2 protein-coding genes are annotated in these 1,049 nt (G+C 49.4%); both read right to left on the minus strand.

Annotated elements, in window-relative coordinates; translation table 11 throughout:
* Nucleotides 1-240 precede the first annotated feature (240 nt).
* The gene (locus AC1DWB_RS35980; protein ID WP_477545840.1) at nucleotides 241-465 is read right to left on the minus strand and encodes a YlzJ-like family protein; all 225 of its coding nucleotides are present in this window, start codon (nucleotides 463-465) and stop codon (nucleotides 241-243) included.
* A partial coding sequence (locus AC1DWB_RS35985) for a ClpP family protease (protein ID WP_477545841.1) occupies nucleotides 462-1,049 on the minus strand: 588 nt, incomplete at its 5' end. The genes AC1DWB_RS35980 and AC1DWB_RS35985, both read right to left, overlap by 4 nt.

Genomic DNA, 1,049 nt, shown 5'->3' on the forward strand with positions numbered 1-1,049 from the left:
GGCTACCGATCCTTGCTTCGAGAGGGCTATGATGGAGAAAATCAATATTAATATCCCGTATAATTCATATTTCAGTTGTACGGATAACGATCCATTCTTCTTCCTGCGTTTCGCCAAGTCTTTCACCTCCAATGCTATATTATACCATACCCCGGACGAGCTGTATAAGAGGAATAAGAACGAATCCCGTCACTCCATGACGAAAAAAAAGCGCAAAATTCGCGCTTTTTCCTTGTCATCTTATGTGAGAGTTGGCCTAAGCTCAATGAGCTGACCTGGGGCATAGGCCGGATTCAAATATTGTTGAGGATCCGGACATAGGAGGCGGACGATTCTCGCCTGAGTAGTAGATACGGGTTGTACTTCCATGAGCAGACCGTTCACAACCACTTCCGAAGGACGACTCTGCTCCTGATACAAGCCTTCGAATACGACTTCCTCCGGCATACACGAGTATAAGATCATGACGGACCTACCCCGACAGGAACGGCAAAGCCGTTTCTCGATACCCGTTTCTCTTCAATTCTTCGGTTCAGCTCACGCAGCGCTTCACCAATGCCTCCGACACTGTCGATCAATCCATGCTTGACCGCATCGTTCCCAATGACAGTCGTTCCAATATCGCGTGTTAATTCGCCTGTCTTGAACATCAGATCCTTGAATACCTGGTCTTCGACTCTGGAATGCCTCGTGACGAAACGGATGACCCGCTCCTGCATCTTCTCCAAATATTCGAACGTCTGCGGTACTCCGATAATGAGCCCGTTCAGCCGGATCGGATGAATGGTCATCGTAGCCGTCTCAGCGATAAATGAGAAGTCGGCCGATACTGCGATCGGCACTCCAATACTGTGTCCTCCACCGAGAACTAAGGTGACCGTTGGTTTGGAGATCGATGCGATCATCTCAGCGATGGCGAGTCCCGCTTCCACATCGCCGCCTACCGTGTTCAAGATGATGAGCATCCCTTCAATCTTGGAATTTTGCTCAGCCGCTACTAGCTGGGGAATTAAATGCTCGTACTTGGTCGTTTTGTTCTGTGGCGGCAG

The sequence above is a fragment of the Paenibacillus sp. P4_E11 genome (assembly GCF_056401635.1).